Origin of the sequence: Candidatus Poriferisodalis sp., from assembly GCF_965198245.1 — a bacterium.
Lineage (GTDB): Bacteria > Actinomycetota > Acidimicrobiia > Acidimicrobiales > Poriferisodalaceae > Poriferisodalis.
On the sequence record NZ_OZ240249.1, the window covers coordinates 557,315 to 582,323 of the forward strand.

Here is a 25,009-nt window from a genome sequence, read left to right on the forward strand (position 1 = left end):
GCGGCGCTGTGCCGCAGGTGCTGCTTGTGGCTGTGTGGGCGGTCTGGTTGGCCGCCGCGGGATGCTCCAGCAGCGAGATCCCTGCGGTGGGCAGTTCGGCAGCGCCGACAGCGGTCGCTGCCAGCGAGCCGACCGATACAGCTGGCGCGGACGGCACGGCGGGCGCAGGGCTGGTCGGCGACCGAGCGCCTGTGGCTGCGCCGTTGCGGCCGGGGGAGGGGGTCGAGGTCACCGCAGGCACGGAAGGGCAGTGGGGGCATTTCCGAGCCGAGTTGTACAGGCAGCTTCTGGGTGAGCTGGGCTATGAGGTCTCAGATCCCTGGGAGGCAGGCCCCAATGTCGCCTACCTGTGGATGGCCGCCGGCGATCTGGACTACTGGACCGACGGGCGGTTCCCGTCCCATGAGGTCTGGCTCGACGGCGACAGCTACGACGGGTCGCGGGTGGGGGATCACGTGTCGGTGGTGGGCGAGCAGATGCCCGTGGGGAATGTGCTGGGCTGGCTGATCTCCAAGACCTTCGCTGACGAGCACGGTGTGTTCACGATGGACGAGCTGAACAGCGACCCGGCCGCGCTGGCGGCATTCGACGCCGCCGATGCTGTGCCCGGCGACGGCAAGGCCGACGTTTTCTCGCTGTGGGGCACCTATGGCAACATTGCGGAGTCGCAGGCGGCGTTCTCGGGTTGGGACAACATCGCATTCGTCAGGCTCGATGATGCGGAGATGATCGAACGCGCGGTGGGCGCGGTGACCGCAGACGCACCCGTAGCCATGTTTGTGGGGACTCCCTTGGCATTGACAGCGATGCTGGAGCCGGGCGTTGACGTGTACTGGCTGGGCGTGGAGGAGTTTCTTGACGACTCGAACCCGTTGGGCCATCTCGAGGGAGAGCTGTTCTCCCAGGTGACCCGCGGACACGACGGCGTCGGCGGCTACGCAGCGATCAGCGCCCGGGAGTGCCCTGCGGCGGCGTCCCGCCCCGACGGGCTGTGCCCGCTCGGTTGGGCCGCCAACGACATTGCAGTCGCGGCCCGCAACGATTTCTTGGCCGCGAACGCCGCAGCTGCAGCGCTGCTCGAAGCCGTCACGCTGTCCCCGGTCGACGTCTCGCAGGCCCTAGCACGGCAGGCCGACGGCAGCGATCCCGCCGCGCTTGCCGCCGAATGGATCGCTGCCAACCGATTGCTGGTCGATCAGTGGCTCACCGCAGCCCGTACCGTACCCGCAGAAGCCGAACCCGCATCCTCCGGTGGGGACGTGCATTCTCAAGAGCGACGCTGAGCTGTTCGGCGAACGCGGCGCCAAGGGCCGCTATCGAGTCACGCCTGCGCTGCTGGAGGGCACCCAGCGGGTGGCGCAGCAATCGTTGGATGCGTATGCGGGCGAGTGCGGTATGCGGCCGGGCCGGCTCGCGGCTGCGATGATGGCGATGGGCTACTGGGAGACCCCGGTGACCGCAACATCGGCGCCGGCCGATTTGCTCTATGACGTCGGCGACGTCAAGCGCGATCCGGCGCGGTCGCTGATGACGCTTTCGCGCGGCGACTATCACCAGCACGGCGCCACGGGCAACAACGCGGTGTTGTACCCCGACAACTTCCAGACCGGCGACGCCGACGGCCGGGTTGCCCCGGCGGGCGTTCTGGCATCCCGGGGTCGGCTACTGGCAGCTCGATTACTGGCCCGTGGAGCGGAATCACGCCGAACGCGCTGACGTCGACGTCGGCGGCAGGGCGGTCGCCGATGTGCTGCGTACAGCGTATTGCACCGGCGGCGAGGAGGGCCTCAAGACCAAGCTCGCGAGCCAGTGGGAGGCATGTGTCGATGTCGTTACGGCCGAGAACGAACACTTGAACGTGTGTTACGAGACCGCCGCACTTCTGTATCTGGGGTTCGTGACAGGCACCGGCAGCGAGGCGTTCTACGTGGCCACAACGCACAACAGCGGCCACGACAGCGTCGCCGGCGGCGCGCAGCTGATGAGGAATGGCTGCCGCTGGGGCGACAGCGGCAGCCCATTCGACTGCTGGTTCTATGACACCGACAGCTACCAAGGCCACGCCGAGACCGGCCGCGAAAACGGCGACCGCAGCCCCGCCACCGCCATCAGCCCCTACGCGGCGCCGTTCATGTCGTTCACCCACGGCGACAACAGGTACGCGGTGTTCCCCGAGTCGTTCACCGGCGGCACCATCACCCGCATGAAATTCGTCAGCACCGCCAAGCTCGCGCGCAGCGAAACGACCAACACCTGGCGGACCGACGCCCACAGCGGAGGACTGCAGGTCAATATCTGCTCGGGACCGCCGGCTGGGCAGGTGTGCACATGGACCGACGCTTCGGACCCGAACTTCAAGGCCCGCATCCGCGGCCAGTTCCCCGACGCAAACCCCAACAAGAATCCATGAACCGCCCACGGCGCCTGCAGCAGCGAGGAGCCGACGAGCGGGGTGTGCTGCTGCGCGCGATGTTGATGGCGTGTGCGGTGCTGGCGCTGGGCGCTGCATGCACGAGCCCGACCCCGGAGCTTGTCGGCAGCCCGACATCTGTGCCCGTCGCTGACACCGCTGCGAGCACCCAGACAGCAGCAGAGCCTGAGACGGTCGACCAAGCCCCGGCGAGAACGCTTCCCTGGGAGCTGCCCGTTGACGAAGAACGGTTCATCTCCGCAGCCTCCGAACGGTTCATCGAATTCAAAGAAGTCCCCCCGCCGGTAGTGCACGAGACGCTGCGCATCCCCCAAACCGACAACGACACCGCCGGCGCGCTGCACCGAGACATCGGGTCCTTCAGTTGGCAAGCGGAGCTAGCGGGCAAGATCTTCGACAGATGCCGTTACGAGGATGAATTCGTGGGATGGTACGGCAGGTACCCCGATTCTCGTTTCGGCGAACCCACCCCTAAGCAACGTTCCGAGGTAAACGGCTCCCGCGCCAGAGTGGATTGCCGCGGGCAGGTCGCGTTCGAACAGCCGCTGAATGGCTATAGCCCGAATCGCTGGTTCACGTTTGGCGACTTCGGTTTCGAGAGCCCGTCTTTCCGTAACCGCGATGAGGCGGTCGAGTGGTACGAGCAGAGGGCTGCTGCTTGGCGAGAGCAGCACAAGGACACATTGCCGCCGTTTACGTCACCGCTGGGGTTTCTCAACACGGCGATGTATGCGGGCGCTGAGGAGTACGCGATTCGGTATGCGCCGGTTGATGCCCCGGTTGAGGGGGTGGGGGTGCTGTCCGGGTCTGTTTCGGTGTCTGGTGGTGTGTTGCGTGGTTTGGTGCGGAACCGGTCGCGGACGCTGTGGGCATACGGCGTGAAGGTGCGTGCGGGCGATCGGGTGTGGAGCTGGCCGTTGTCGGTGAGCCTGCGCCCGCCGTACACGCTTGATGTCTCGCACCCGAGCTTGAACGGGCTGTGGGCGCCCGGTGTGGTGGAGCGCCTGTGGGGCTATGTGGCCCATGTCGACCATGACGGGCACCTGGTGGCGGTCAGCGCGCTCACGCCGTTCCGGGACGGCCACGCCGACGCCCCGCCGATCGTGATGCGCTCCTATCCACCCATCGAGTCCGAGCTCGGCGAGCTGCCGATGCCCCATGTGAGTTTCGCGTTCGCGTTCTCATATGACACCGATTGGATGTTTTGGATCGGCGGCGCCCACCCGCCGTCGGGTTGAACTGGGCACAATGGTCGCGACCGGTTCCCGGCGCGCGACTGCGAATCGACCGCGCCCCGGCGTGACCATCGCCGCCGTGGCCGACGCGTTCACCGTCACCCCCGCAACGCCGCATGCGCCGCCACGTCTCAGGGTGCGCACGTCGCCCCAGCCGCGGCGCGATGCCGCGCCCAAGCCACCCAAGGCATCCCACAGCTCACCCCCGTGTCCCGGGCCAGGGATTGTCAGAGAATCCTGCTCACCTATGAGCGTGAGCGGATAGGTGGCGACGTCCGGCAGACCCACGGCCCGGACTTTGCGCAGAAATGCCGCCACAGACGGCAAAATTGCACAAAGAAAGCGTGACAGCAACATTCCAGGACGTCACCTATCCGCGCGGCCTCTATACGGGTGGTATCGACGATCTGCATGTCACAGCGGCGCGCAATCACAGGGAGTGCAGCACTGACGGCGGTGTGAGCGGGCATCGCTGCCGTTGGCACGACAACTGGTCCGATGACTTCGGGTGCTTCTTCTATGACACTGAACGGCCCGAGGGGAACATGGCGGACTCGGACAAGTGGGGCTATGACACCGGCCAGAGCCAGTTGGCGGCGCCGTTCGTGTCGTTCACCTTCGACGCGAAGCGGATGGCGTTGTTCCCCGGGCCGGTCACGTCCGCTCTCAAGCCGGCGGGGCATGCGACTGCGGGTGTCTTCGCGACGTGGGTCAAAGCGGTCGCCGAAGGCGAGAATGTGCGCGCCGAAGGCGCCGGGCTGTGGTCCAGCGGCGACTACGATCGGGCGGGGACCACAACGGTCGAGACCGACGACTCGGTGCTGCAGATCGAGATCTGCGGCGACGCCGGCTGGGTGCTCGCTGATGGTGCGAACAGGTCGTGTGGGTGGCTGAGCGCGAACGAGACGCGTCTCGCTGATCGGCTGGGCTTCGATGCGGACTGAGCATCGCTGGCGCCGTGGCTGTGCCGCAATGGCGGTCGTGCTGGGCTTGTCGATGCTCGCTGCTGCATGCACCGCCACGCCTTCGACTCAAACGCAGCCCGAAACCTCCGAACCGACCCCGACGGTGACGGCTCTCAGCAGCACCGCTGAAGCGGATGGCGACCGGGAGGCACCGCCCACCGACACAGCCGTCCCAGCACCCGACAAGCAGACACAAGTGCCGCTCGCGATGGCGTCGCGTACCGCAGACGCCGCAGGCCCCCTCAGCGACCCCGATCTGTGGATCGGTGCCGGACCCCCAGCCACCGGCCTGCAGCAGCCTCTCGGCCCCGGCGACATCCCCGGGCCGCTGCTCGACATTCCCTACGCGGGCGTCGGGCTGTTTCGGGTCTACGACATGTGCGGCTGCACCGAGGCCAGTTTCCGGGAGGGCGTGGACTTCGCGTCGGTGGTGTACCGCTACGGGTACGACACAGCGCGGCGATTCCACAAGGGCTGCAGCCAGTCCCGGTTCATGGCCATAGCGCGCAGCGCGTGGACAGAGAACGAGCGCAGCTACTTCCGCTGGCGAAACCAGGTCGAGTCATGGCTCGCGGAACGCCGCGTAGAGCACTACGGGGCACGCGAACGCGCCGAGCGCGAGAGCACCGGGTTGCCGCGCAATGTGCACGGGTTCGGGCTCGCTCGTAGCCATTCGCTGTTCAGTGTCGAGTTCGCGCCGTTCGATGCTCCGGTCGCTGAGGTGCGGGTGCTGCCCGACACGGTTGCGGTGTACGGCGGTGTGCTGCGCGGCCGGCTCAGCGGCGCGACACCAGACGGGTCTGGGGCTGAGTCGCCGAGCCTTCGGTCGGGTCCGCGCTCAGCAGGCTGGACGGACGATGGCGTCGGTCATGCGGATGGCCTGGGTCATCTGGGCGGCGTCGTGGATCCGCACGATGTCGATGCCCGCACAGATGGCGGCGGTGATGGTAGCCGCGGTGCCGAAGAGGCGATCGTCGATCTCGGCGTTGGTGATCGCCCCGATAGTCGACTTGCGCGACGTGCCGATGAGCATTGGCAGCTCCAACGCCCACAGCTCCGGCAGTCGCCGCATCATCTCCAGGTTCTGCGAAACGCCGAAGCCGAAGCCGAAGCCCGGGTCGACCACCAGGCGGTCGGTGCCCACACCGGCCTCCGCGCAGATCTGGAGACTGGCCTTCAACCCGGCTGTCACATCGGCGACGAGGTCCGTATGCGGGCGGCCCCGCTGGTTGTGCATGAGTACGGCGGCGGCACTGCGCTCGGCCACCAGCGGTGCCATCTGGCGGTCGAGGCGAAAGCCCGTGATGTCGTTCACCACCGTGGCACCGGCATCAACCGCAGGTCCTGCCACCTCCGCCCATGTCGTGTCCACCGAGATCGGCAGGTCGGCTCCTAGGCGGTCCAGCTCGGCTCGAACGGCCTCGATGACTCGGACAGCCCGCTGCCGCTCCACCTCTATGGGGGTGGGTTCCGCGCCCGGCCGGCTGGAAGCGCCGCCGATGTCGATGATGTCGACCCCGCCTGCTACGAGTTCGTGCGTCAGCGCGAGCGCATCGTCAAGCCGGTCCGAGACGCCATCGCCGGAGAACGAGTCGTCAGTGGCATTGATGATGCCCATCACGTACGTGCGGGTGCCCCATTTCCAGCACGGTCCGCGCCCGGGGTCCCACCGGCCGTGGCGATAGCGGCGCCGGATCGGCCAGCCTGGCTGCGCCCCGGGTCCGGTCACCGTCAGCTGAAGTCCGCTGTGGGGCTGCCCGTCGTGACCGGGGGCAAGACACCGAGAAGGTTCGACGCAGCGGCCCGCAGGCCGACAACCCCGGCTGTCGCGTCGAACGGTGCCAGAGTGTCAAGGGCCTGCGACATGTACGACTGTGCCGTTTCCACCGAGGTAGCAATCTCGCTTCCTGCCACGACGACCGCCCGTGCCTCGTCCCGCTGGGCATCGTCGAGGGGTCGGCCGAGCAGATCGCCAACTGGATGCCCGTTGGCCAGCATCCGGATGACCGGCAGCGTGTAGACGCCCTCGCGCAGGTCGTTGCCCGACGGCTTGCCGAGTTGCTCGTCGGAGGCCACCAGGTCGAGCACGTCGTCGACGATCTGGAACGCCGTGCCGTACGCCAGCCCGAAGGCGGACAGGCACTCCAGAGTCGCGGAGTCCACGCCCGCCACCAGACCGCCGATGCGACACGACGTGGCGTACAGCTCGGCGGTCTTGCCCCCGATGGCCAGGAAGTACTGGTCTTCAGTGCGGCTCGTGTCGTAGATCAACTGCAGCTCGCGCACCTGTCCCTCGCACAGACGCCCGATCGTTGCGGCCAGCAGGGCTGCCACCTCAGTGCCGAGCGACGCCGCTAGCTCGGACGCCTTGGCCAGCAGGAAGTCGCCGGCCAGGATCGCCTTCAGGTTCCCCCAGCGATGATTCACCGCCTCGATGCCGCGCCGTGTCTGCGCGTCGTCCATGACGTCGTCGTGGTACAGCGAGCCCAGGTGCACCAGTTCGACGGCAACACCGCCGCACACCATCTCGTCGGTGACTGCAGTAGGTGCAGCCCCTTGTGGGTTCAGCGCCAGCGCCGACGCAATGACGAACGCAGGCCGCAGTCGCTTGCCGCCCGCGGGGATCAGGTGCGAGGTCACTTCGGTGAGAAACTCGTCGCCAGTGACCGCCGCGGCCCGCAGCGCCGTCTCGACACGGGCCAGGTCATCGTCTGCGGTGGGTCGGGCCTGCAACGGGGAAAGCGGCGCCACGGCGCAACCGTAAACGACAACGGCAGGGTGGCCGCGCTCGAAACACCCCCCGTCTGCGGTTCGCGAGGGCCCCAGAACCGCAAAGGAGCGATCTTGCAGGGCAGCGTTACACTGCGCTCACCTGACCCGAAGCTCCCGTGTGGGTGGCTCAGACCAGGAGGCCCAGTGTTCGAACGCTTCACCGATCGGGCCCGCCGAGTGGTGGTGTTGGCGCAAGAAGAAGCGCGCCTGCTGAATCACAACTACATCGGCACGGAGCACATCCTGCTGGGGCTGATCCACGAGGGCGAGGGCGTCGCAGCCCAGGCGCTCGAGTCGTTGGGCATCTCGCTCGAGGCCGTGCGCAGCCAGGTCGAGGAGATCATCGGACAGGGCAGCTCGTCGCCGAGCGGCCACATTCCCTTCACGCCGCGCGCCAAGAAAGTGCTGGAGCTGTCGCTGCGCGAAGCGTTGCAGCTGGGCCACAACTACATCGGCACTGAGCATGTGCTGCTGGGGCTGATCCGTGAGGGCGAGGGCGTCGCAGCGCAGGTGCTGGTGAAGCTGGGCGCCGACCTGTCGAAGGTCCGTCAAGAGGTCATCCAGCAGCTATCCGGCTACAGCGGCTCCAGCGGTGGCCGCGAATCCGTTGGCGCCTCGTCGGGGCAAGGCAGCGAGCAGGGTGGTCAGAGCGGCTCGCTGGTGCTCGACCAGTTCGGGCGCAACCTGACCGCCGACGCGCGGGCCAAGAAGCTCGACCCGGTCATCGGGCGGCTGCGCGAGACCGAACGCGTCATGCAAGTGCTGTCGCGCCGCACCAAGAACAACCCGGTGCTTGTCGGCGAGCCCGGCGTGGGCAAGACGGCCATCGTCGAGGGCCTCGCCCAGAAGATCGTCAACAACGACGTCCCCGAGTTGCTGCGCGACAAGCAGCTCTACACGCTGGACCTCGGCGCGCTGGTGGCCGGTTCCCGCTACCGGGGCGATTTCGAGGAGCGCCTCAAGAAGGTCCTCAAGGAGATCCGCACCCGCGGCGACATCATCCTGTTCATCGACGAGCTGCACACGCTGGTGGGTGCCGGTGCCGCTGAGGGCGCAATCGACGCGGCGTCGATCCTCAAGCCCATGCTGGCGCGCGGCGAGCTGCAGACCATCGGCGCCACCACGCTCGAGGAGTACCGCAAGTATCTCGAGAAGGACGCAGCGCTTGAACGCCGCTTCCAGCCGATCACGGTGGACGAGCCCACCCTCAGCCACACCATCGAGATCCTCAAGGGGCTGCGCGACCGCTACGAGCAGCACCACCGGGTCACCATCACCGACCAGGCGCTGGTGGCCGCGGCGAACCTCGCCGACCGTTACATCGCCGACCGCCACCTGCCCGACAAGGCCATCGACCTCATCGACGAGGCCGGGTCGCGACTGCGCATCAAGCGCATGTCGACGCCGCCCGACTTCAAGGAGATCGAGACCAAGCTGACCGATGTCACCGAGCGAAAAAAGCAGGCGGTCGAATCGCAAGACTTCGAAATGGCCGGCGCGCTGCGCGACGAGGAGAAGGAGCTGCTCGAGCAGCGCACCGTCGTCCTCGCGCAGGCCAAAGCCGAGGGCCACGACCTGTTCGATGAGGTCGACGAGGAGGCCATCGCCGAGGTGTTGTCGATCTGGACGGGCATCCCGGTGTACAAGCTCACCGAGGAAGAGACCCAGAAACTCCTCAAGATGGAAGACGAGCTGCACAAGCGGGTCATCGGCCAGCACGATTCCATCAAGGCCGTCAGCCAGGCCATCCGCCGCACCCGTGCAGGCCTGAAGGACCCCAAGCGTCCCGGCGGCTCGTTCATCTTCCTGGGCCCCTCGGGCGTCGGCAAGACCGAGCTGGCCAAGACGCTGGCCGAGTTCCTGTTCGGCGACGAGAACTCGCTGATCAGCCTCGACATGTCCGAGTACATGGACAAGTTCACGGTGAGCCGCCTCGTCGGCGCGCCGCCCGGGTATGTCGGCTACGACGAGGGCGGCCAGCTCACCGAAGCGGTGCGTCGCAAGCCGTTCTCGGTGGTGCTCTTCGACGAGATCGAGAAGGCCCACCCGGACGTCTTCAACACGCTGCTGCAGATCCTGGAAGAAGGCCGGCTGACCGATGCGCAAGGCCGCTCAGTCGACTTCCGCAACGCCGTGCTCATCATGACCTCCAACCTGGGCACCGCCGACCTGCGCAAGGCTCGGGTGGGCTTCGCCACCGCCGATGAGGGCGCCAGCTACGACCGGATGAAGGAGAAGGTCAGCGACGCGCTCAAGGCGCACTTCCGGCCCGAGTTCCTGAACCGCATCGACGACACCATCGTCTTCCACGAGCTGAGCGTCAACGAGGTGGTGCAGATCGTTGATCTGATGATCAAGCGCACCTCTGACCAGCTTCGGGCACAGGGCTTGGGGTTGGAGCTCACCGATGCCGCCAAGCAATGGCTGGCCCGTACCGGGTACGACCCGCAGCTCGGAGCCCGACCGCTGCGCCGTGCGCTGCAGCACAACGTCGAGGACGCGCTGAGCGAGCGGATCCTCTACAAGGAATTCCACGCTGGCGAGATCATCGTGGTGGACGTCGAGGACGACGAGATCGTGTTCCGCGCCATCGAGGGCTTCGACCCCGGGCCGATCGAGCTCGAAGAGGCCGCAGCGGTCGAATAGCCGTGCACTGGCCGGCACCCTCTCGCGGTTCGCCGGTGCTTGAATCCTGTTGCAAGTCGCCATGGCCGCGAAGCGGCGTTGTCTTGGCTGCCCTGGGCGTGCTGATGCTGGCCGCGGGCTGCCGAGCCGACATCGTCGTCGACATCGACATTTCTCATGACGGAGCCGGCACAGTCACCGTCGAGATCACCTTCGACGAAGAGGTGATGCGATGGGTGCCCGATCTGGGCGACTTGCTGATTACCGATGACTTGACGAAATGGCACATTCGCCAGCAGGAACTCGAGAGCGTCGAAGGCCTGTGCCTGAGCGACATTCAGCTCAGGGAAATGGCGGAGACAGCGGTGCAAGCTTTCCAAGAGGATGCTCCAGCCGTCATTGCCCAGCAGCTTGTGATGGAAGTTGTCAACGAGCTGCGGACTGCCGATGGCCAATGCCAGCGCGTGACTACATCTCGGCGCTTTGCCGACCCTGACGAGCTCAGCCAGATCTTGACGGAGGTCGATCAATCGCCGGATGGATCGCCCGGCTTGTTTCGGGGTGTCTCATTCGTGGCCGCACGGGACGGGGCACGGGTGCTCTACGACCTGACCGTGACCGTCGGCTTGGATCGACCCGTCGCCGGGCTGGTGAATCCGGCGACAGCCGACGCGTTGGAGGGCGAGCTGTTCGGGTTGCCGATCGATGAGATCGAGGCTCGTGCGGGTGCTCCGCTTGATGAGCTGGTGACGCTGGTGGTTCAGGCGACCGTGCCCCAGGGGGCGGGCAGGTTGCCTGTCGATGGCGTGATGACGCTGAACGAGGGGGGTACGCGGGTCCTTCGGGTTTCCGGCGAACTGTTCGATGCTGAGATTGCTGGTGCTGATGCTGAGGCGGAACGGTTGGCCGAGCGAGCTAGTCGTGGGGCTCGTATTGCTGTGATCTGGTGGATCGTTCTTGGCCTCGTCGTTGTTGTTGCGGTCGTTGTTGCTCTGCGCAGCCGGCGACGGCGGCTCATGTTCCGCTGAGCTGGGACACCGGGTGACCCCGGCAGTCTCACGCGGCGATGTGCATCGTCGGTGTTCATTGTTGCATGAGCACAATAGGTTTGACTAGCCTGCAGCGAAGCCGGGTCAAGCCCATCGCCGGTGATGCCGTGCGCGTCAGGCGACTGGCGGATGCTCGCCCGAAAAGGCTCTTCAATCAAGGAAGCGGTACGTCATGCCATACCCCCCCCCCCCCTCGCATGGACCTCCCCCTGACCGGTCATCTCGGTTAGGAGGCAGCTGGCGTGTCCTGGCGGCTTGCGCTGCTGCGGCACTGTTCGCCGCGATTCTGTTCCTGCCGTCGTCTGCGAGCGCCACGAACAGCGCATCGAAACCCACGGGACTCGCGGCTGCGCTGGTCGATGCCGACTCTGGCGACGAGTACGACGGTGTGGTCACGCTGACGTGGAACGCACCGGCGCGGGATGCGTCGAGCGTGACCGGCTACCAGGTCTTGCGGCGCCAGCCCGGCGTCGATGCCGTGGGCGTTTTCCACACCCTTGTGGACAACACCTCCACAACTGACACCAGTTACGAGGACTTCAGCGCCAACGATCCCGGCGCTGCCTACACCTACCGGGTCAAAGCGTGGCGTGACACCGCTCTGAGCGGCAGGTCCCGCTGGACCCGTATCGACCTGCCGGCCAGCTACACGCCGCCGCCGCCGGACACGACACCGCCGCCGCCGGACACGGTGCCGCCGGACACGGTGCCGCCGGTCGCTGGGGCGTCGTCGGTCACGACAGCTAAAGTCGAGGGCGGTGATGACGGCCAATCCGACGAGACCCTCATTGACAAGACCCTCATTCCGGACACCTCCGAAGTGGTGGCGAGGGACGTAGTAGTCGCACCGGACAATCCCGTGCCGGCGCGTGCCGATCTCAATCCGTGCTCGCTGGCCAAGCACAGCAGCAAGTACTGGTGCAGGCGCTCAGCCTTCAGGAAGTACCTGGCGCCGATCGATCTGCGGATGACCTACACCGACCAGGGGTATACCCAGATCGGGTGGGACAACCCTCCGATGAAGCCGCTCAAGATCACCAGCTTTGAGGTGCAGCACAGCACCGACCGCGGCAGTACATGGACCCAAATCGCGGACTACACGGGCAGCCATCCCCACGAGGTCGTGTTCACCTCACCGCACCCACGCGAGTGCAGCCTCAACCGGTACCGCGTGCGCGCCGTATACGGCAGCGACGGCCAGAGCCCGTGGAAGACAGCCAACCTCGACGACAAACAGCTCCGACCCGGATACCAAGTACCGGCACCCACCATGAACTATTCCGTCGCCGCGACCGTGTCCGCGAGGTGGGTATTGTCAACCGGTCGGCGCGTCGCTGCTGACTACACCCTGTCGCCCGTCTGGGGGAATCAACCGAACTGCGTGAGCGTCGAAGTGGAGAGGGGCAGCGTCGACGGTTTGCACGCTCCCGCACCGACCGACTCCAGTTGGCGTTGGACCGATACCCCCAGGAGCTTCACCAGACAGTTCATTCTCGACGTCAATGGCAACCCGAGGCTGGCCAATCCCGACAGCGTGGCGTTCGTCGTCGGTGCGCGGGTCCGGTTCTTCATCAACGACAACTACGGCCCGTGGAGATACGTCTTCTGGCGCTGGGGCCGTCAGACGTCAGGGAACTTCCAAGTGAGGAGAGCCTTGGCGCTGGACTTCTACCGCGATCTGCCCGACTACGACCCGCCCCTCTAGCCCGGACTGACCCTGAATCGGCCCGAGGGCCGTGAAGGCTCTGAGGGGTCCGCGCTGAGGAGAGCAGGGGCACCCGTGCCGCAATCGAATTGGTGATGCTGCTGATCTCGCCGGGCGGACGCTGGTGCTCGGCGGGATCCAGTTTGTGGGGGAGCGTCCGCTGGCGGGGTTTCGATGGAGTGGTCCTTCGGCGATGTCGAGGTGTCCATCGAATTCGGCACTTCGTCTGGACACGCGACGGTTTCCTCGTTGGATGTGTCGACCGACGAACATCGCTGCGAAGAGAGCGTCGCTGTCGACTGTGCGTCCGTCAGGGATTGGCTGAGCGGCCTCACAGGGCAGTCAGCGAGGTCGCTGCGATGGTGTGATACTGGAATTGTTGGGAGGGGAGCAGGCATGGATCCTTCTCAAGCGCAGATCAACCATGAGGCGTACCAGCAGAAGTACCAGCGCGATCTTGAACGTGACCATCTAGGTCGTGTCGCGTTGATGCACGACGGCGAACTCGTGGAGATCTACAACGACGAAGGCGACGCGTACGCCATCGGTTGCGACAAGTTCGGGCTGGGGAATTTCTCGATCAAGACCATCGGCGACCGGCCTGTGCAAATGGGCATCGTCGCAGCGGCCACGACGTAGCACTACCGATCCGTGCCCACCTTCGAAATCCAGGAGGTCGACCACCAGATCCTGCTCAAGGTCACGGTCGAAGAGCCGAGTTCCGGTGGCGGCATGACAGTCAGCGCCGGGATGCGCCACGAGATGTTCGACGCTCTTGTGGACACCGGCGCGCAACGCACTTTCATTTCGTCCAACGTCGTCTCGCGCCTAGGGGCTGTGCCCGTCGATGTCGGGTCGTTCCTGTCGGCCAACGGCGAGAGCCAAGAGACCGAAGTGTTCCGTCTTCGCGTCAACATCCCGTTCCCGCAGACGGGCGACCGCAGCCTCACCATTGCGACCGGCAAAGATCTCAACGTGATGATGCTGCCGTTCCAGCCGCACAATTTTGACGTCCTGCTCGGGTTGGACTTCCTCCGCCAGTTCCACATCACCATGCACAACGGGCTGTTCCTGCTCAGCAACTAGCCGCAGACGGGCGAGCATCGGTCTCCTTCAGGAGAATCACAAACAGCAGAACTTGTTGGCCGAACTGAGGTCATCGGGCTCGCTGAAGGCGCACGCCGAGGCTGGCCATCGCAGGCTCACCTTCGGCTAGTCGAACCCGGGCAGACTTGGCGGGTGGCTCGGGCTCTCGTTTTGGCTGCTGGGGCGGGGACGCGGTTCGGCGCAGCCATGGATGGCAGCACGAAGGTGATGGTTCCTGTCGCTGGACGGCGGCTCATGTTCCGCTGAGCTGGGACACCGGGTGACCCCGGCAGTCTCACGCGGCGATGTGCATCGTCGGTGTTCATTGTTGCATGAGCACAATAGGTTTGACTAGCCTGCAGCGAAGCCGGGTCAAGCCCATCGCCGGTGATGCCGTGCGCGTCAGGCGACTGGCGGATGCTCGCCCGAAAAGGCTCTTCAATCAAGGAAGCGGTACGTCATGCCATACCCCCCCCCCCCCTCGCATGGACCTCCCCCTGACCGGTCATCTCGGTTAGGAGGCAGCTGGCGTGTCCTGGCGGCTTGCGCTGCTGCGGCACTGTTCGCCGCGATTCTGTTCCTGCCGTCGTCTGCGAGCGCCACGAACAGCGCATCGAAACCCACGGGACTCGCGGCTGCGCTGGTCGATGCCGACTCTGGCGACGAGTACGACGGTGTGGTCACGCTGACGTGGAACGCACCGGCGCGGGATGCGTCGAGCGTGACCGGCTACCAGGTCTTGCGGCGCCAGCCCGGCGTCGATGCCGTGGGCGTTTTCCACACCCTTGTGGACAACACCTCCACAACTGACACCAGTTACGAGGACTTCAGCGCCAACGATCCCGGCGCTGCCTACACCTACCGGGTCAAAGCGTGGCGTGACACCGCTCTGAGCGGCAGGTCCCGCTGGACCCGTATCGACCTGCCGGCCAGCTACACGCCGCCGCCGCCGGACACGACACCGCCGCCGCCGGACACGGTGCCGCCGGACACGGTGCCGCCGGTCGCTGGGGCGTCGTCGGTCACGACAGCTAAAGTCGAGGGCGGTGATGACGGCCAATCCGACGAGACCCTCATTGACAAGACCCTCATTCCGGACACCTCCGAAGTGGTGGCGAGGGACGTAGTAGTCGCACCGGACAATCCCGTGCCGGCGCGTGCCGATCTCAATCCGTGCTCGCTGGCCAAGCACAGCAGCAAGTACTGGTGCAGGCGCTCAGCCTTCAGGAAGTACCTGGCGCCGATCGATCTGCGGATGACCTACACCGACCAGGGGTATACCCAGATCGGGTGGGACAACCCTCCGATGAAGCCGCTCAAGATCACCAGCTTTGAGGTGCAGCACAGCACCGACCGCGGCAGTACATGGACCCAAATCGCGGACTACACGGGCAGCCATCCCCACGAGGTCGTGTTCACCTCACCGCACCCACGCGAGTGCAGCCTCAACCGGTACCGCGTGCGCGCCGTATACGGCAGCGACGGCCAGAGCCCGTGGAAGACAGCCAACCTCGACGACAAACAGCTCCGACCCGGATACCAAGTACCGGCACCGTCCATGGCGTACTCCGTGTCCGCGACCGTGTCCGCGAGGTGGTCAATGCAAGCCGGTCAGCGCATCGGTGCTATCTACACCCTGTCGCCCCAATGGGGCAACCAGCCGAGCTGTGCGAGCTTCGAAGTGGAGAAGGGCAGCGTCGGCGGTCCGGACGATACCCCGGTCTGCGTGATGCTGATCACTCTTCACTGCACGAACACCGCCGATGGTTCGCACGCTCCCGCACCGACCTCCTCCAGTTGGGGTTGGACCACTTCCCCCGGGAGCTTCACCCAAGGATTCGGTGTCGACGCCGATCGCAACCCGCGTCTGGACAATCCCGACGGCGTGGCGTACGTCGTCGGTGCGCGGGTCCGGTTCTTCATCAACGACAACTACGGCCCGTGGAGATACGTCTTCTGGCGCTGGGGCCGTCAGACGTCAGGGAACTTCCAAGTGAGGAGAGCCTTGGCGCTGAACTTCTACCGCGATCTGCCCGACTACGACCCGCTCCCCTAGCCCGGACTGACCCTGAATCGGCCCGAGGGTCGTGGAGGCGCATACGGGCTCGGAGCGTTCTCATTCGAAGAGATTGGTGCCAAGCCGATCTTTGCCAGCTATCCCCTCTGGGGACAGGAGCGTTGAGTGAGCTAACCGTGCCAATCTGGGACCGGCAGGTTCTGGTGGAAACGTTGGTCGCGGTCACTCCCGAAGCACCAGTCCGAAGGTTCCTCGGGCTAGTTGACACTGGCACTCAGGGGACTGGCGTGTCGAATCGTGTCGTGCAAGCCCTTGAGCCATCGCTCGAACCCGTTGAATACCCCGATGTCAGCGGAATCGGCGGCTCTGTGTGACCGACACCTGCGTATTGGCTGTGGGTCGGGCTTGGGCTCTCGTTTTGGCTGCTGGGGCGATGTCGAACCGCACCAAGCGCTTTCCAGCGCTTGGTGGTGCATCTGCCACATCGCTTGGCTGAGGGCGGGCGTCAGCGACGGCGTTAACCGGACAATTCGGTCTTGAGGGTCCGCAGATTGACCCTGCTCGCCCAAGGGGTTGCGACCGAGGCAGTACGTTTCTGAACCTGTCGCTGACGCTCCTGGGTCCTGAGCCTTCGTTCGTCGCCGCCCGCTCAGCATTGAAGCAAGCGCCGCTTGTAGCCGATGTGCGTGGCACCTCGCGCGCGGGCCCCGATAGAGTTGAAGGCCTCGGGCGATTGACGCAGAGTCCGTCCCGGAGCAAGACCGGGTCGCTCGCAAAAATGGGAGACCCGGGTTCGAGTCCTGGTACCTCGTACGAGGTATAGCTCAATGGGAAGAGCGTCCATTTTCTTTCGCGTTCAATTCCGCGTCGGACTTGTTGTGCGCAACTGACCTATTGCGGCGATCTTGTCCTCGTGCTCGTCGCGGGAACTCGGGTGGGATCGGGCCACAGGCCTTTGTTGAATGCTGACTCAAATATGGTTCTGCGTGACATGCCAACCGCTTGGTAGCGATCATGAGCATGGCCGATGAGACCTCGGCCCCATGAATCGCTGTTGCGGTACCTCGTTGTTTGCTCGTGAAAGTCGTCTACGCAAGTATCTGCCCACTGTTCCCGACTGAGCCCAGCCAGAAGAAGCGCGTTGATGCCATGTCCGAGTTCCTTGGTCACGGCGAAGATCGAAAATACATCGAGCAAGCTGTACTCGACCCGAGTTCCTTGAAGCAGAGCGCGGGCATCCCTCTTGGTGAGCTTCTGAAATCTGGCCTGGGCGTCCGTACTCAGGCCCCGTACATGGCCCCGCAATGCCGCGGACGAGCTTCCACCACTGTGAATGTGGAAATTCCGCATCATCCGATATAGGTGGAAGAGTTCAAGATCCACCGATGAATTGGGTGGATACGTACGGCCCGACATTGATTCGAGCGCCTCATGCATATTGGAAGCGCCAATGTCACCCCATGTCCGGACGCTTGACACAGCGGTCGGCAAGCCGAAGTTGAATTGATCCCTGACCCACTCGATGCACTGGGTGACGTAATCCTCGTGGATGGCAAGCGCGTACGGCACGGTCACAGTCGCGAGATGCGGACCGGCTGAGCGGAGCACGTCGGCGGCGGCGTCAGGGCGCAGGTTGAAGCGCGCGATGTGTGGCACGGCTGGAAAGATCTCAGGCAGTAGCCGGCTTGAGCCTTCTGTCAACTGCAGAGTGTGCGATGCCAGCGCTGACCCTGCGAGCAGCGACACCATTGCGTTGTTGGCCTGCTGCCGCGTCGCCTTGTAGCGCCTGTAGATGGGGAAGTACACGGTCGGGGCCATGGGCGCTCCTGCGGATACAAGTGACGCGGCTACGAGAGGCTAGAAGTGGCAACCGGGGAATCCCGCCGGCTTGGGCGTTCGCCGGCGATTCCCGCCAACTGCGCGCGGGCATCTCTGCCCACCCCAGCCCTTGCTTCCTGGGTGCTTTGGGCGGGCAGACTGGGCGGGTGGCTCGGGCTTGGGCACTTGTATTGGCTGCTGGGGCCGGGACCCGCTTTGGGACTGCTGTGGATGGCACGACCAAGGTGATGGTTCCTGTTGCTGGACGTTCGATGTTTGCTTGGAGCGTCGAGGCGGCGTCGGCCACGTGCGACGGGGTGACGCTGGTGGTGCCCGTACGGTTGGTCGCTGATCTTGCTGACAGCACGGGGGGCGCTGACATCGTGGTGGCTGGTGGGAGGACCCGGTCGGGGTCAGTTCGGGCTGGGCTTGAGACGGTTCCGGATGATGTGGACGTTGTGGTCTGTCATGACGCCGCACGGCCGGGGTCTTCGGCGGAGTTGTTTGCGGCCGTGATAGCGGCTGTTCAGGGCGGGACGGATGCTGCTGTGCCGGCGTTCGCAGTGAGCGACACGCTCAAGCGAGTGCCGGACTGGGGGGATGATGGGGGTTTGGTCGTGGGAACCGTGGATCGTTCGGGGCTGTTTGCTGTGCAGACACCACAGGCATTTCGTCGCGAGGCTTTGATGGCGGCACATGTCGGCGAGCCCGAAGCGACCGATGACGCGGCCCTGATCGAGGAGAACGGCGGCACGGTGTTGGCGATTCCGGGCGAGGCTGCCGCGCACAAGGTCACCACGGCCGCCGATCTCGTCGTCGTGGAGGCCCTGCTCACAAACCGCACTTCGGGCGGCGGGCTCTAGCGTCAACTGGCGTGAGTGCTGCTGATCGGGGCAAGGCTGGGCCGGCGATGCGCGTGGGGCACGGCTACGACGCGCATCCGTTTGGTGATGCTGCTGATCTCGGGGGGCGGACGCTGGTGCTCGGCGGGATCCAGTTTGTGGGGGAGCGTCCGCTGGCAGGCCATAGCGACGCCGATGTGGTTGCCCATGCGGTGATCGATGCGATGCTCAGCGCGGCTGGACTCGGTGACATCGGCACGCACTTCCCTGACAGCGATGAGCGTTGGCGCGGAGCCGACAGCATCGAGATGCTGGCCCAAGTCGCAGCCCTTCTCGCAGAAGACGGCTGGCAGTTGGCGAATGCCGACTGCACGGTCATCTGCGACCGGCCGATGATCGCTCCGCACCGCGACCAGATGCAGGAATGTCTCAGTGGCGCCGCGGGCGGACCGGTCACGGTGTGCGGCAAGCGGACCGAGGGGCTCGGCGGGGCTGACGGGATCGTGGCCCATGCCGTAGCGCTCCTGCTCGCTAGCGGCGAGCAACGATCAACGCAGGTCGCTAGCGGCGAGCAACGATCAACGCAGGTCGTCAGCGCAGGCGATCGATGAGCGCGGCAAGAGGCCGACGTCGTGGTGCGCCCCCTCCGCGTGGCGGCGGGGGTGCTCGGACACCGGCTCGCGGGGGAGGCGGGCAGCAGCGGCGCGCAGGTTCGACGAACCGATCCAGGTCCGGTCGGGGTCCTGCGGACCGCGAACAGTCCGCTCGGCCGCAGTCACGCCCGCGAGGACTCGGCGGGGATCACGTCGAAGGCCGACAGGCCGTGCGTGAGCTGCTGCGGGCGGGCAAGCGCAGAGTGCACGAGGTGCTGATCTGCGAAGACGCGCACTCAGCCGCCACGCTCGCCGAGATCGTTGACCTTGCTGGCGATCGCCGGGTGCCGCTGCGCGAAGTCACCCGCCGCAAGCTGGACGAAGCAGCGCTCACCGCCGCACCGCAGGGCGTGATCGCCAAGGCCGCAGCCGTCCAACCTGCGCCGCTCGAAGAGCTGGCGAAGCCCAAGGGGAACGCACCACCGCTCGTCGTGGCAACCGATGGTGTCACCGACCCGGGCAACCTCGGCGCCATCCTCCGCACAGCAGAGGTCGCCGGTGCGACCGGAGTCGTGCTCACCAGCCACCGCTCGGCGAACCTCACCCCGGCCGCGGTGAAGGCTGCTGCTGGCGCCATCGAGTACTTGCCGATCGCCCTGGTCGGCGGACTGCCTGCCGCACTCGCGAAGCTCCGGGATGGCGGCCTGTGGGCCATCGGTCTCGACGGCCATGCTCCCGATGGTCTCGAGTCGCTGCGGGTCGGCGACGAGCCGCTGGTGCTGGTGCTCGGTGCCGAAGGTCGCGGGCTGTCGACCCTGGTCGAACGCCGCTGCGACCAAGTGGTGTCGATCCCGGTCCTGGGCCGCATCGAATCGCTCAACGTGGCGGCGGCCGCCGCCGTTGCCCTGTTCGACATCGCTCGCGCTCGCGGCCAGCAGCCTGGCTGAATCCGCGGCGCTCAGCCATACGCTGGGGCAGGTGCCCGAGTAGCTCAACGGCCAGAGCACCGCTCTTGTAAAGCGGGGGTTGTGGGTTCGATTCCCACCTCGGGCTCGCCCCACAGGAACGACCTGCTCACAGCGTGATCACCAGGTTGCCGATGTGCTCCTTGCGGCCGAAGGCCTCCTGGGCAGCATGAATTTCCTCAAGGGGATAGGTGCCGCCGAGAATCGGCCGGATCTCGCCTCGTTCGATGTACCCGACGAGGTCTGCGAAGATGCCCGGCTCGTAGATGGTCGCTCCGTAGAATTCGAGATCGTTGAGGTACAAGGTCCGCAGGTCGAGTTGCACGATCGGTCCGCCGATGGCGCCCGCGGTGACGTATCGCCCTCCTCGAACGAGCGCATCGAGCCAGCCCGCGAAGCTGTCCCCGCCGACCACATCTGCAACAGCGTCGAAGCGACCGCCGTTGGCCGAGACAGCCGCGTCGGCGACTGATGGGGTCTCCCGGGCTACGGCGGCATCTGCGCCGATGTTGAGCACTTGGCCGATTTTCGAGCTGCCAGCCACTGCGACCACGCGTGCGCCGCGTCGCTTCGCGAGCTGCACCAGGGCGCTGCCCACCCCGCCGCTGGCACCGGTCACCGCGATGCTCTGGCCGTTTCGCAGACCGATGCGCGACAGCATGTGCTCTGCGGTCACGGACGAGCACGGGAACGTCGCAAGCTCGGCATCGGAGAGCTCCGAGTTGACGAGGTGCACATTGACGGCCGGCACGGCTGTGAACTCGGCGAACCCGCCGTCGGCCTCGCTGCCGAGGTACCCGGCCCCGCTGCGATCGGACGGATCGTCGGGATCGCGCAGGCATGGGTCCACCATGACCCTTCGCCCGAGGAGCTGCGCGTCCGACACTTCGGTGCCGACTGCGACGACATGTCCTACGACGTCAGCACCTTGAATTCGAGGCAACTGGAGGCCCCGGCGGCCCCAGCTGGCTTCGTCGGCGCTTGCCTCAGCGAAGCCGCCTTCGCTGGTTGCCGAGCTCACCGCACGGCTGTACCAGCCCACCCGGGTGTTGATGTCGGTGTTATTCATGCCGCACGCCGACACCCGGATCAGTGCATCTCGGGGCCCCGGGATGGGGGTCGGCACGTCGTCTCGCACCTCCAGCATCTCGGGTCCGCCGCTGCCGGTGAGCAGCGCTGCGCGCATGGTCGGACTCGATGGGTCACCCGACAGTGGGGTGACGACGGTCATGCGGATTCGCGATGGACATGTATGGCCATGAGTGCGCGGCAGAATATCGGCCAGTGAACGCCGCCAAGTCACAGGTGATCGGCATCGCTGCATGAATTCGCCGGACGGCGCCGTTCCGACCCATGGCGATGACCGTGGGGTTGCTGAACGTCCGCGGCAGCGCGCGCTGCCGGCTCGCTACTACACCGATCCAGCGATCCACGCTGCGGAGCTGTCTGTCGTGTTTGCGCGGTCCTGGCAGCTTGTCGGTCACGTTTCCCAGGTGAGCAGGCCCGGCCAGGTCCTCACGACCGTGGTCGGCGACGAGCCCATCTTCGTCGTCAACGACGGCGGCGAGATCCGCGCGTTCTTCAACGTCTGCCAGCACCGAGGTCACGAGCTGTTTCCGCCGCAGTCTGAGGGCGGTGACGTTGCAGACACCCCAGGTGTCATCATGTGCCCGTACCACGCCTGGGTGTACGGGCTGGACGGCCGGCTGCTCAACGCGCGCAGTCGCGATGTGGGCGAGCTCTGCATCCCGCGCATCGCAGTCGACCAGCTCGCCGGATTCCTCTTCGTCAATGTCAATCCCGACGCGGTGCCGCTGGCGCAGTACGCGCCCCGCGTCGCCGACGAGATCCTCGCGATCATCCCGCAGTCTGCGACCCGTGTGCTGACTTGGCGCCGAACGCACCTCATCGCCGCGAACTGGAAGATTGCGGTCGAGAACTACAACGAGTGCTACCACTGCCCGAACGTGCACCTGTCGTTCACATCGGGTGTGGTCGACCCGGCCAGCTACCACATCAGGCCGGAAGGCACCGTGATCCGCCATACGGCCACAGGCGTCGACAGCGATCGCTCCTTCTATACGCGCCCTGCGGCCAGCGACGCCTATGCCGCGTTCTACATCTGGCCGGCATCATCGATCCAGTGCTATCCCGGCCAGGCGCTCAACACCTACCGCTGGGTGCCGAGGGGGCCGGACCAGACGCTGCTGGTGCGGGAGTGGTGGTTCGACAGTGCCGAGCCGACCGATGTGCAACGCGAGATCATCGACTTGGACTGGAACACCACGGTGTCCGAGGACCTGAGGCTCGTCGAGTCGACTCAGCGTGGCGTTCGAAGCCGCGGGTATCGCCCCGGGCCGCTCATCACCGAGCCGTCTGGAGTTGCCTCAGTGCACAGCGAAGATGCGGTGCCCCATCTTGGGGGACTGCTGTTGTCGGCGCTCGGCGACCAGCGACCACCGAACGAGCGCTGATCCGGTGACCGAGTCTCACGCGCCGCGCATCGCCGTGATCGGCAGCCTGAACGCCGACGTGACGCTGTGGGTGCCAAGGCGCCCATCGCCTGACGAGACGATGCACGCTGAGCGCATCGCCTGGTTCCGCGGCGGCAAGGGCGCCAACCAGGCGGTCGCTGCGGCCCGGCTGGGCGCCAGCGTGGTCATGGTCGGCCGGGTCGGCGACGACGAGCAGGGACAGTGGCTGCGCTCGGGCCTCGAGGCCGAGGGGATCGACTGCCGCCACGTGGCGACCGTCGACGTTCCCACCGGCCTGGCAGTGATCACTGTCGATCCGAAAGACGTGTCGATCGTGGTGGCCGCCGGTGCCAATGCGTCTCTCGATGCTGACGGCGTGCAGGCGGCCGCCGCTGAGATTGCAGCAGCCGACGCACTGTTGCTCCAAGGCGAGGTGAGCGCTCGTGCGGCCCGCGCCGCAGCGGAGATCGCGCGCCGACACGGCGTGATCGTGGTGCTGAACCCAGCCCCCTTCAACGACGTCGCTCCAGCAGTGCTGCCGCTGGCAGACGTTGTCATCGTGAACCGGGCCGAAGCCGAGCAGTTGCATCAGTCGAATTCGGGCGGCAGTGCCGCCGAGATGCGCGCCAATGCGGTGCTCGTCGAGACTCGGGGAGCGGCGGGATGCGTCGTGCGTGCGTCTCGGCCGGCCGAGCCGGCGCTGCGAGCGCAGGATTCAGGCGACATCCCAGAGCAGATCTCCGTGCCGGCGCCGCAGGCCGACGTTGTCGATGCCACCGGCGCGGGCGACGCATTTGCCGGGGCGTTCGCGGTCGGCATGGCATCGGGTACTGATCCCCTGGACGCGGCCGATCTGGCCGTGCGGGCTGGTGCCTGGGCGGTGGGGGTCGCTGGTGCGCAGCCGAGCTTGCCGACGATGGCGCAGCTGCAGGACGTGGGTGACGCTGGCGCCTAAGCCAGACCGTAGAGACGATCGCCGGCATCGCCGAGTCCGGGCACGATGAACGCCCGCTCGTCGAGATGGCTGTCGACGGCCGCCGTCACCACGCGGACATTGGAGGCGCTGTCCTGCAGTGCAGCGATTCCCTCTGGCGCAGCGAGTGCGCACACCATCGTGACCGGGCCCACACCCGACGCTGCCAGCACTCGTATCACCTCGGCCGCCGAGCCACCCGTCGCCAGCATCGGATCGAGCACCAGCACTGGTCGATCTTCCAGCACGCTCGGCAGCGACTCGAGGTAGCGCTCGTGGCCGACACCGCCGGGTGTCTCGATCCTTCGCATCCCTATGAACCCCACCGGTGCGGCAGGCAAGAGTCTCAGCGCCGCATCGAGCATTCCCAGCCCAGCTCGCAGGACGGGCACGATCGCTGGCATCGGTTCGAGCCGCGAGCCCTCAGCGGGTCCGAGCGGTGTCTCTACTGGCACAGGGACACATGCCGCGTCGGCGAGTGCCTCTGACACCAGCAAGAACGTCAGCGCGTCCATTCGCTGACGGAACTCTTCGACGGCAGTGTTCTTGTCGCGTAGCCGAGTAAGAAGGGCTGCGGCTACCGGATGGTCGACGATGCTGATGCTCATGGGCTCACTTTCACGGGCTGATCTTGGTGGGGTGGCACTCGTCCGTGCGCAAATTAGGTGCTGAGGGGTACACCCCGCTGCGCTTGTTTGGCCCTACGCTCACAACACTGCCGCTGCCAAGCGGTTCTTCGTCATTTATAAGCGCGACCAACCAACGTGAGTTGCAGCGCACGCCGGCCTCGGCGGGAGGGACCCGGGCCGTACACCGACGGGAGGTCACCCGATGAACAGCCAAGCCGGCGAATCCAACAGCGGCGCAGCGGTGCGCGGACTGCTGCTGGTGCTGGTGGCCGTCGTCGTGGGCGTGCTCCTGCTCCGTTCGGTCGACGATCCCGACGACGCGGCTGTGACCGACACGACGCCGCCGGTCGAGTTGGGGGACACGATCCCGCCCGCGACACAGGCGCCGACGGCGACGACCGCCGCTCCCGGTACCGGTGGAGCCGGGTCCGACACGGTCACCACCGTCGCGCCGCCTGCCACGGCGGACCCCGCCACCGACACCACCGCGGCGGGAGCAGAACCGTTCCAGCCGAGACCGGCGGCAGAGGTATCGGTCCAGGTCGCCAACTCCACGACCGTGCGCGGAGCTGCGGGGCGGCTCACCGACCGGTTCAAGACGCTGAGCTACATCACCAATACACCGACCAACTACGTGGGTACGCCGCTCGACCGGACGCGGATCTACTACCAGCCGGGATCCCTGCTCGAAGCGCGAGCGATCGCCGGAGTAATGGAGCTCGACGCCGACAACGACGTGTTCCCGATGCTGGCGGACACATCGGCCGTGTCGGACTTCGAGACGCCCGACGTGCTGGTGGCGCTGGGGACCGATCTGGCTGAGTAGGCGA

Annotated in this window: 22 protein-coding genes and 1 tRNA gene; 18 read left to right on the forward strand and 5 right to left on the reverse strand. The window is 66.1% G+C overall.

Features of this window, described 5'->3' with window-relative positions:
* Window positions 1–26: 26 nt before the first annotated feature.
* The 5 genes from ACOCMM_RS02605 (at window position 27) to ACOCMM_RS02625 (ending at window position 4,610) form a co-directional block, all read left to right on the forward strand.
* Window positions 27–1,283 (forward strand): glycine betaine ABC transporter substrate-binding protein, encoded by a 1,257-nt coding sequence (locus ACOCMM_RS02605; RefSeq protein ID WP_419551643.1) that lies wholly within the window; start codon window positions 27–29, stop codon window positions 1,281–1,283.
* A complete protein-coding gene (locus ACOCMM_RS02610; protein WP_419551644.1) occupies window positions 1,252–1,716 on the forward strand; it encodes a hypothetical protein in 465 nt (154 codons plus the stop codon). The genes ACOCMM_RS02605 and ACOCMM_RS02610 overlap by 32 nt, the downstream gene beginning before the upstream one ends.
* Entirely contained in the window at window positions 1,688–2,410 is a 723-nt protein-coding gene (locus ACOCMM_RS02615) for a hypothetical protein (RefSeq protein ID WP_419551645.1), read from the forward strand. Before ACOCMM_RS02610 ends, ACOCMM_RS02615 begins: the two co-directional genes overlap by 29 nt.
* On the forward strand, window positions 2,407–3,669 hold the full coding sequence (locus ACOCMM_RS02620; protein ID WP_419551646.1) for a hypothetical protein: 1,263 nt from the start codon (window positions 2,407–2,409) through the stop codon (window positions 3,667–3,669). The genes ACOCMM_RS02615 and ACOCMM_RS02620 overlap by 4 nt, the downstream gene beginning before the upstream one ends.
* Window positions 3,670–4,010: 341 nt before the next feature.
* Window positions 4,011–4,610 carry a hypothetical protein gene (locus ACOCMM_RS02625; RefSeq protein WP_419551647.1) on the forward strand — a complete coding sequence of 200 codons (600 nt, stop codon included), beginning with the start codon at window positions 4,011–4,013 and terminating at the stop codon, window positions 4,608–4,610.
* An 859-nt stretch (window positions 4,611–5,469) separates the two neighbouring features.
* On the opposite strand, the gene folP is transcribed toward ACOCMM_RS02625, so the two are convergent.
* Together folP and ACOCMM_RS02635 are read right to left on the reverse strand one after the other, a co-directional pair.
* The gene (gene folP / locus ACOCMM_RS02630) at window positions 5,470–6,360 is read right to left on the reverse strand and encodes a dihydropteroate synthase (RefSeq protein WP_419551648.1); all 891 of its coding nucleotides are present in this window, start codon (window positions 6,358–6,360) and stop codon (window positions 5,470–5,472) included.
* Window positions 6,361–6,362: 2 nt separating this feature from the next.
* Window positions 6,363–7,382, reverse strand: a complete 1,020-nt coding sequence (locus tag ACOCMM_RS02635; protein WP_419551649.1) for a polyprenyl synthetase family protein — start codon at window positions 7,380–7,382, stop codon at window positions 6,363–6,365.
* A 165-nt stretch (window positions 7,383–7,547) separates the two neighbouring features.
* On the opposite strand from ACOCMM_RS02635, the gene ACOCMM_RS02640 reads away from it, so the two are divergent.
* The 6 genes from ACOCMM_RS02640 (at window position 7,548) to ACOCMM_RS02665 (ending at window position 15,924) form a co-directional block, all read left to right on the forward strand.
* Window positions 7,548–10,049, forward strand: a complete 2,502-nt coding sequence (locus ACOCMM_RS02640) for an ATP-dependent Clp protease ATP-binding subunit (protein ID WP_419551650.1) — start codon at window positions 7,548–7,550, stop codon at window positions 10,047–10,049.
* 83 nt (window positions 10,050–10,132) lie between these two features.
* The gene (locus tag ACOCMM_RS02645) at window positions 10,133–11,056 is read left to right on the forward strand and encodes a hypothetical protein (RefSeq protein WP_419551651.1); all 924 of its coding nucleotides are present in this window, start codon (window positions 10,133–10,135) and stop codon (window positions 11,054–11,056) included.
* Between the two features lie 193 nt (window positions 11,057–11,249).
* Window positions 11,250–12,782 carry a fibronectin type III domain-containing protein gene (locus tag ACOCMM_RS02650; protein ID WP_419551652.1) on the forward strand — a complete coding sequence of 511 codons (1,533 nt, stop codon included), beginning with the start codon at window positions 11,250–11,252 and terminating at the stop codon, window positions 12,780–12,782.
* A gap of 396 nt (window positions 12,783–13,178) precedes the next feature.
* Window positions 13,179–13,421, forward strand: coding sequence for a hypothetical protein (locus ACOCMM_RS02655; RefSeq protein ID WP_419551653.1), 243 nt, complete (start codon window positions 13,179–13,181; stop codon window positions 13,419–13,421).
* Window positions 13,422–13,433: 12 nt separating this feature from the next.
* Window positions 13,434–13,868: a retropepsin-like aspartic protease gene (locus ACOCMM_RS02660; protein WP_419551654.1), complete on the forward strand. Its 435-nt coding sequence runs from the start codon at window positions 13,434–13,436 to the stop codon at window positions 13,866–13,868.
* Window positions 13,869–14,328: 460 nt separating this feature from the next.
* Complete coding sequence (locus ACOCMM_RS02665) at window positions 14,329–15,924, forward strand: fibronectin type III domain-containing protein (RefSeq protein ID WP_419551655.1); 1,596 nt, start codon at window positions 14,329–14,331, stop codon at window positions 15,922–15,924.
* Between the two features lie 852 nt (window positions 15,925–16,776).
* On the opposite strand, the gene ACOCMM_RS02670 is transcribed toward ACOCMM_RS02665, so the two are convergent.
* Window positions 16,777–17,703: a hypothetical protein gene (locus tag ACOCMM_RS02670; RefSeq protein WP_419551656.1), complete on the reverse strand. Its 927-nt coding sequence runs from the start codon at window positions 17,701–17,703 to the stop codon at window positions 16,777–16,779.
* A 167-nt stretch (window positions 17,704–17,870) separates the two neighbouring features.
* On the opposite strand from ACOCMM_RS02670, the gene ACOCMM_RS02675 reads away from it, so the two are divergent.
* The 4 genes from ACOCMM_RS02675 (at window position 17,871) to ACOCMM_RS02690 (ending at window position 20,191) form a co-directional block, all read left to right on the forward strand.
* The gene (locus tag ACOCMM_RS02675; RefSeq protein WP_419551657.1) at window positions 17,871–18,566 is read left to right on the forward strand and encodes an IspD/TarI family cytidylyltransferase; all 696 of its coding nucleotides are present in this window, start codon (window positions 17,871–17,873) and stop codon (window positions 18,564–18,566) included.
* Between the two features lie 11 nt (window positions 18,567–18,577).
* Window positions 18,578–19,156 carry a 2-C-methyl-D-erythritol 2,4-cyclodiphosphate synthase gene (gene ispF / locus ACOCMM_RS02680; protein ID WP_419551658.1) on the forward strand — a complete coding sequence of 193 codons (579 nt, stop codon included), beginning with the start codon at window positions 18,578–18,580 and terminating at the stop codon, window positions 19,154–19,156.
* Window positions 19,153–20,085 carry a 23S rRNA (guanosine(2251)-2'-O)-methyltransferase RlmB gene (rlmB, locus tag ACOCMM_RS02685; protein ID WP_419551659.1) on the forward strand — a complete coding sequence of 311 codons (933 nt, stop codon included), beginning with the start codon at window positions 19,153–19,155 and terminating at the stop codon, window positions 20,083–20,085. Before ispF ends, rlmB begins: the two co-directional genes overlap by 4 nt.
* A 33-nt stretch (window positions 20,086–20,118) precedes the next feature.
* Window positions 20,119–20,191 (forward strand) — tRNA-Thr (locus ACOCMM_RS02690).
* 21 nt (window positions 20,192–20,212) lie between these two features.
* On the opposite strand, the gene ACOCMM_RS02695 is transcribed toward ACOCMM_RS02690, so the two are convergent.
* On the reverse strand, window positions 20,213–21,334 hold the full coding sequence (locus ACOCMM_RS02695) for an alcohol dehydrogenase family protein (protein ID WP_419551660.1): 1,122 nt from the start codon (window positions 21,332–21,334) through the stop codon (window positions 20,213–20,215).
* 91 nt (window positions 21,335–21,425) lie between these two features.
* Between ACOCMM_RS02695 and ACOCMM_RS02700 the strand changes: the two genes are divergently transcribed.
* Both ACOCMM_RS02700 and ACOCMM_RS02705 read left to right on the forward strand, forming a co-directional pair.
* Window positions 21,426–22,577 (forward strand): aromatic ring-hydroxylating oxygenase subunit alpha, encoded by a 1,152-nt coding sequence (locus tag ACOCMM_RS02700; RefSeq protein ID WP_419551661.1) that lies wholly within the window; start codon window positions 21,426–21,428, stop codon window positions 22,575–22,577.
* A 4-nt stretch (window positions 22,578–22,581) separates the two neighbouring features.
* A complete protein-coding gene (locus tag ACOCMM_RS02705; RefSeq protein ID WP_419551662.1) occupies window positions 22,582–23,532 on the forward strand; it encodes a PfkB family carbohydrate kinase in 951 nt (316 codons plus the stop codon).
* On the opposite strand, the gene upp is transcribed toward ACOCMM_RS02705, so the two are convergent.
* On the reverse strand, window positions 23,529–24,158 hold the full coding sequence (upp, locus tag ACOCMM_RS02710) for a uracil phosphoribosyltransferase (RefSeq protein ID WP_419551663.1): 630 nt from the start codon (window positions 24,156–24,158) through the stop codon (window positions 23,529–23,531). The two genes, ACOCMM_RS02705 and upp, sit on opposite strands and share 4 nt — an antisense overlap.
* A 223-nt stretch (window positions 24,159–24,381) precedes the next feature.
* Here upp and ACOCMM_RS02715 point away from each other — a divergent pair, with 223 nt between their 5' ends.
* Entirely contained in the window at window positions 24,382–25,005 is a 624-nt protein-coding gene (locus tag ACOCMM_RS02715; RefSeq protein ID WP_419551664.1) for a LytR C-terminal domain-containing protein, read from the forward strand.
* Window positions 25,006–25,009 lie beyond the last annotated feature (4 nt).